Raw genomic sequence first — 5495 nt, 5'->3', positions numbered from 1 at the left:
CGAGATGCGCTTCGCGGAGGACGTCAGCGACGAAGTGTTCTTCACCGAACGCGGTGTGATCGTCGAGCATGGCGAGCCATCGCAGATCTTCGGCGCACCCGACAACGAACGCACGCGGCTCTTCCTGCAACGCGCGCGCGGCAAAGACCGCCGCGCATTGCGCAAACGCTCACGCAGCAACGCGGCACTTGCTCTCGCCACTCTTTGAACGAAATCACACCATGACAACCCTCTCCGCACCGCACCTCATCAGCGAACGCCAGACCGCCGTGACCGCATTGATCGACGACGTCCGCGCCATTCTCGCGACCGAAGGCGTGACGCGCACTGCGCTCGATGCAATCAGCCTGCGACTGCTCGCGCTTGCATCGAAGGATGCTGCGTTGTTTTCCGCCGATGACTTCCCGCCGCCGCAACCGGGCAGCGGCGATACCTCGACGCGTTACAGGCTGAACCCGGGGGAGGACGGCGTGGCCCTCTACCTGAACTCCTTGCTGCCGGGCAAGACGACCGTTCCGCACAACCATGACACGTGGGCGGTAATCGCGGCGCTGAAGGGCGAGGAATTGAACCGCGTATATCGGCGTACCGATGACCGCTCGGACCCCGATCAGGCGTCGCTCGAACTGGAACGTGAAGTGGTGGTTCAGCCCGGGACGCCGATCGCTTTCCTTCCAGAAGATATCCATAGCATTCACGTCACGGGCGATTCGCCGACGTTGCATTTTCATCTCTACGGCCGTCCGCTCGAAACGCTGACCGGCCGCCTTGGTTACGAACTCGAAACGGGACGCGTGGTGCGCTACAACGCAACGCACATGCAGCGTGGTACGCAGGCGGTCGGCTGATGAGTCTGCCGGTGGCAGCAATTGCTGAAGTGGCATCGGCAGTATTCATCGAAGTGAACCTGACAGTGCCCGACTTGCATGAAGCCGGGCACTCGAACACGCTTAGAACTTCGCGCGGATCCCGCTGAACACCGCGACCTGGCGATTCGTGGATGACGCCGTGCCCGCATCCGCAATCGCGGCAATCTTGCTGTAGCCGCTGCCGACCCGCGTGGAGGCGTCGCCGGAAGCAAGCTGATACACGCCCGAAAGATATAGCTCCGTACGCTTCGACAGCGCGTAGTCGAGACCCAGCGTGAACTGATGCCAGCGCGGCTTGAGCGACGCGCCACCGGTTCCGGGCAAGTTGTTTGCGCGGCCATCGGTGAAGGTGTAGACGCCCAGCACCGTGACGGCGCTCGTCACGAGGTAGCGCAGGTTGGCGTCGTAGTTATTGAACTTGCGCGACGAACCGTCGTTGTAGTCGAGTTGCGTATGGCTGAACGCGAAGCCTGCCGTGGCTTTGCCGAGCACATAATTTGCGCCCGCGACCGCGATCTGCTGGCGCAGCACACCGCCGTTAAGGCCATAGAAGAGGGCGCCGCTGTAGTCATCGCCGCTCGTTGCCGTGGCGCCACCCACCGCGCCGGCGGTGTTGGTCGTCGTATCGGGATGATTGAGCACCACGTACCCGCCGCCGGCTGACAACGGACCCGCGGTGTAGTTCGCCGAGACACCCCAAGCGCGGTTGTTGCTGAAGCCCTGGCCCGTGCCGTTGTTCGCCTGGTTGCTGAATGCGTACAGCGTGTCCAGCGTGAAGCCTGAAATGGTGTCGCTGCGAAACTTGATTGCGTTGTTGATACGGAACGTCTGGTTCAGGTTGTCGTTGTCGCCAACGTGCGTGGCCGGTGACCAGAATCCCGAGCCCGCGTATTGCGCGACCAGATCGGATAGCGGTTCGTATTGACGGCCGAGCGTGACCGTACCAATGCCTTTCTTGGCGATGCCCACGAACGCCTGCCGTCCAAACTCACGGCCGCCTTGTCCAAGCGTGCCATCGTTGGGACGAAAGCCGTTCTCCAGCGTGAAGACAGCGCTGAGACCGCCGCCCAGGTCCTCTGCGCCCTTCAGACCCCAGCGGCTGCCGCTCAGCTTGCCGCTCGTCTGCTGGAAGTTCTTCGCGCCCTTCTGATTGTTCGTGTAGGTAAGCCCTGCATCGACTATCCCGTACAGCGTGACCGAACTCTGCGCCTGCGCTAGTGCAGGGGCGATAACCATGATGCCGGTTGCGCCGGCCAGTACGACTCGTTTCATCGGTGTCCTCTTGTCAAAGTAGTTGTGTTGATCAAATTTGAGGACCCCGATCTTAGAGTTCTTGACCAACTGACAGAACGATGAAATTTAGCTTCGTAATACAGATGATCGTAATTTGTAAAGATGGGGCAAAGTAATTTGAAAATGAAACCGGGCTGCACGGGATCTCATGCAATCCATAAAGTGCGCCGCCTGATAAACATATGGCAAACGAATCATTGTTAAGCGCGCAGTGCGTCGTTAGTCTTTTGCTTCTCGCACCATTCGCTACTTCTCACAACACGAGGGTCTTGCAGATCATGTCCGGTACTCCAAACTATGAACCGGCTTCGGATCGTTCCGGCACCGTGTTCACGCCTGCGCCCAAGGTTCGCGCGAAGACTGTTCGGGTTACTTCGGCGCAAGGTCGCAGCGCAACGCGACATGTCGTGCCTGCGGCGCTTGCTGCATCGGCATGGGTCGCAAGCGCGGCGCTCACGCAATGGTGGCCCGATGCTGATGAGTGGCCTTATACGCGCCACTTGCTGGTTATAAAACTGGCGCTTGCGGTAGTGGCTCTGTTGATCGGTGGGAGCGCGTATGCAAGCGTCTCGAATCGCCAGGCCGATGCCCCGCCGAGCCGCGCAGAACGCTGGCTTGCGGTCATGCCCTGGTTGGTCGCGCTTGCCATAGCCTTCACCGTCTGGGACGTGCTCACCGCGAAACTCGAAGTGCTGCCACGCCCGTTCTTTGCGCCGCCGCAGGCGTTGATCGCAGTCTTCTTCGACGACTTCCCGCGCCTCGGTTCCAGCGTCGTGCACTCGTTCGGGTTGCTTGCGTACGGTTATGTGATCGGTGCTATCGCGGGCTTCGTGACGGGCGTGGGTATCGGCTGGTCGAAAGCCGTAGGGTACTGGCTGCATCCGGTGTTGAGGCTGATCGGGCCGTTGCCCGCTACCGCTTGGCTGCCGCTTGCATTCTTTTTCTTCCCGTCGAGCTTCAGCGCAAGCGTGTTTCTCATTGCGCTTGCCACGGGTTTTCCGGTCGCGGTGCTGACATGGTCGGGCGTAGCCGGTGTGAACAGCACGTTCTACGACGTAGCGCGCACGCTCGGTGCAAGACCCGGCTTCCTGATTCTCAAGGTCGCTGTCCCGGCCGCGTTGCCGTCGGTGTTCGTCGGGCTTTTCATGGGACTGGGGGCATCGTTTTCCGTACTTATCGTGGCTGAGATGATGGGCGTGAAAGCGGGCCTCGGCTGGTATCTGCAATGGGCGCAGGGATGGGCCGCGTACGCGAACATGTACGCCGCGCTGCTCGTCATGGCGCTGATGTGCTCGGGTCTCATCACGTTGCTGTTCCGCTTCCGCGATCGTTTGTTGGCCTGGCAAAAAGGATTGTTGAAATGGTAAGCACGCAACTCAGTCAGTCCACGCCGGGCGCACGTATCGATGTAAACGAAGTCAGTCACCGGTTTTCATTGCATGGCGCAGCCTTGCCCGTGCTCGATGACGTCAGTTTCTCCGTGGACCCGGGCGAGTTTGTCGCGTTGCTTGGGCCAAGCGGTTGCGGCAAATCGACGTTGCTCAGGCTCGTGGCCGGCCTCGATTCGCCGGCGCAGGGCTCGGTGTCCTCCAATGGCGTAAGCATCGGCGGTCCGGACCCGTCGCGCGTTGTCGTGTTCCAGGACCCGACCTTGTATCCGTGGCGCACGGTGCGCGCAAACGTGGGGCTCGGACCGGAAGCGCAGCGAGACGGTCTGCGGTTTCCGTGGAGCAAGCGCAAGGCGGCGCGTTCGTTGCCCGAAGGCGCTCGTTTGGCTGAACAACGTATCGATGCCGCGTTGCAACTCGTTGGCCTGACCGAGTTCGCCGCGGCTTATCCGCATCAACTGTCGGGCGGCATGGCGCAGCGCGTCGCGTTGGCGCGCGCCCTCGTGAACGACCCGGAGTTGCTCGTACTCGATGAACCCTTCGGCAAGCTCGATTCACTCACACGCCTGCGGATGCAAAGCGAGCTCGTTAAATTATGGCGCGACGCGCGCTTCTCGGTGCTGCTCGTGACCCACGATGTCGAAGAAGCCTTGTTCCTTGCAAACCGCGTCATCGTATTCAGCGAACGGCCCGCGCGAATCACGGCAGAAGTGCGCAACGATGCAGCTTATCCGCGGCATCGTGACGATCCAAAGCTGGTCGAACTGCGCCGTGAAGTGCTCGCGCTGCTCGGCCTGGTCGCGTAAGTAAAAATAGAAAACGCCAGCAAAACCTATAACCAACGACCCGTGGAGAAATACCGATGAACCGTTCAGAGTCCGGCGCCGGCGAAAGCGCCTCGACGCCGCAGAGCATTTCACGCCGCGCATGGCTGCGCAAGACTGCATGGTCAGCCGGCGCCGCTGCGTTGGGCGGCGCGACCTTCGGTCTGGCCGGCTTGCCCGCCCGCGCCGACGACACCAGGTTGAAGCCGCTCAAGTTGTCGTGGAATGCAAGTGCGATTTGCACGGCCCCGGTACCGGTCGGCATCAAGCAGGGGTTCTTCGCCAAGCATGGACTGGATGTCGAACTCATCAACTTCGCGGGTTCGACTGACCAGTTGCTCGAAGCAATCGCCACGGGAAAGTCGGATGCGGGCGTTGGCATGGCGCTGCGCTGGATCAAGCCGCTCGAGCAGGGCTTCGATGTCAAGCTCACCGCCGGCATTCACGGCGGCTGCATGCGCTTACTTGCAACGCGAACATCGGGCATCGTTGATTTGCCGGGACTCAAGGGCAAGACCGTGGGTGTCAGCGACATGGCGAGTCCCGCGAAGAACTTCTTCGCGATCACGTTGAAGAAGATTGGCATCGATCCGGATAACGATGTGCGCTGGCGCCAGTATCCCGCCAACCTGCTTGGCGAAGCATTGAAGAAGGGCGAGGTTCACGCCATTGCGGATGGCGATCCAACCATCTGGACGCTGCGCGAATCCGACCACTTGTACGAGGTGTCGAACAACTTGTGCGGCGAATACCAGACCCGTGTCTGCTGCGTGCTCGGCGTGCGCGGCAGTTTGATAAGAAAGGATCGTGCGACCGCGCAAGCGCTCACGCAGGCCTTGCTGGAAGCGACGGAATGGACGGCGAACAATCCTGCAGAGGCCGCGGCAATCTTCTCCGTTCACGCACCGCAAGCGGACGTCGCACAGCTTACGGCCATGCTGAAGAGCCACACGGACCATCATCATCCGGTTGGCGATGCGTTCAAGAAAGAGATTTCTCTTTACGCCGATGACCTCAAGACAGTTGGCGTGTTGAACAGCGGTACGGACTCGACCCGTTTCGCCAACAAGGTGTTTTCCGACGTACTGGCTTGACGTCTACAACGCCAGCTTGTAACCCTC

5 protein-coding genes and 1 pseudogene are annotated in these 5495 nt (G+C 60.8%); 5 read left to right on the top strand and 1 reads right to left on the bottom strand.

Translation table 11 applies throughout. The features are described from left to right. Positions 1–208: pseudogene (locus tag ACFFAR_RS23295) on the top strand (hypothetical protein); the annotation flags it as partial. A gap of 13 nt (positions 209–221) precedes the next feature. Next, positions 222–848, top strand: coding sequence for a cysteine dioxygenase family protein (locus tag ACFFAR_RS23290; RefSeq protein WP_174364132.1), 627 nt, complete (start codon positions 222–224; stop codon positions 846–848). A gap of 102 nt (positions 849–950) precedes the next feature. Here ACFFAR_RS23290 and ACFFAR_RS23285 read toward each other — a convergent pair whose 3' ends face one another. After that, entirely contained in the window at positions 951–2141 is a 1191-nt protein-coding gene (locus ACFFAR_RS23285) for a porin (protein WP_174364133.1), read from the bottom strand. Positions 2142–2440: 299 nt separating this feature from the next. On the opposite strand from ACFFAR_RS23285, the gene ACFFAR_RS23280 reads away from it, so the two are divergent. The 3 genes from ACFFAR_RS23280 to ACFFAR_RS23270 are packed head-to-tail and all read left to right on the top strand — an operon-like array spanning position 2441 to position 5468. Further along, positions 2441–3529 carry an ABC transporter permease gene (locus tag ACFFAR_RS23280; RefSeq protein ID WP_083637862.1) on the top strand — a complete coding sequence of 363 codons (1089 nt, stop codon included), beginning with the start codon at positions 2441–2443 and terminating at the stop codon, positions 3527–3529. Next, positions 3523–4356, top strand: coding sequence for an ATP-binding cassette domain-containing protein (locus ACFFAR_RS23275; RefSeq protein ID WP_174364134.1), 834 nt, complete (start codon positions 3523–3525; stop codon positions 4354–4356). Before ACFFAR_RS23280 ends, ACFFAR_RS23275 begins: the two co-directional genes overlap by 7 nt. 56 nt (positions 4357–4412) lie before the next feature. Then, positions 4413–5468, top strand: a complete 1056-nt coding sequence (locus ACFFAR_RS23270; RefSeq protein ID WP_174364135.1) for an ABC transporter substrate-binding protein — start codon at positions 4413–4415, stop codon at positions 5466–5468. Positions 5469–5495 lie beyond the last annotated feature (27 nt).

This window comes from uncultured Caballeronia sp., assembly GCF_964243625.1.
In the GTDB taxonomy this organism is placed as follows: domain Bacteria; phylum Pseudomonadota; class Gammaproteobacteria; order Burkholderiales; family Burkholderiaceae; genus Caballeronia.
This window is presented reverse-complemented; position numbering and strand designations above follow the sequence as displayed.